1 protein-coding gene is annotated in these 744 nt (G+C 68.7%); it reads right to left on the reverse strand.

Going from position 1 to position 744, the window contains the following annotated elements:
- On the reverse strand, positions 1-523 hold a 523-nt coding region (locus M8J71_RS23180; RefSeq protein WP_256250172.1), incomplete at its 3' end, for a copper resistance CopC family protein.
- Positions 524-744: the final 221 nt, after the last annotated feature.

The raw sequence follows: 744 nt of genomic DNA on the forward strand, positions 1-744 counted from the left end.
GCGGTGCGTTGTCATTGTTGGGCCGTGGTGCGGGCGGAACCGCGCTGTCTGTCGCCTGCGGGGCTGCTGAGGGTGTCGTTGCCTGCACCGACGCAGTGGGGGAGACTGCGGGTGCAGGTGTAGCCGCCGGCGCCTGGACGGTGAAGGTGTAGTTGCCTTCGATGGGATGCCCATCGGAGGACACGGCCCGCCACAGCACGGTGTAGGTGCCGGGGCTTCCCGCGGCAGTCTTGGTGGACAGCGTCGGCCCTTCCACACTTACGGTGCCGTCGCTGACGGTGGCTCCGGCGCCGTCTGTGACGGTGATGATGCTCAGGTTCAGGGACGCAGAATCGGTGGGGGGCTGGGTGAGGGTCAGCGATACCGTTTCCGGTGCGGTTGTGACAACACTGTCGCGGGCCGGAGTGGTCGAGGACAGGGCGTCGTGGGCCAGGGCGGGGGATGCTGTCAGGGCCGCCGGCAGCAGCAGAGCTGCGACGGCTGTCAGCCGGAGCCGGGACCTGAACGTGGATCGTGGTTTCATCGTGGTTTCCTTCGAAAAATGTAGCGCAGGCGTTCCGGTGAACGGGACTGCAGGTTATTGTGTGGCAGCCGGTGGCCGCACAACGGGCTTCACACGATGGCGGGCGGGCCGCGCCGGGGATGCGCGCGAAGCATGCGCGGGCGCGGTACCGGGGCCTGCCGGGGGGCGGGCAGCGGCTGGGCCGGGAGGTGAACGAAGGTGACGGGGGAGGGGAAGAGTAC

It is taken from the genome of Pseudarthrobacter sp. R1 (genome assembly GCF_024494415.1).
Taxonomy (GTDB): Bacteria; Actinomycetota; Actinomycetes; order Actinomycetales; family Micrococcaceae; genus Arthrobacter.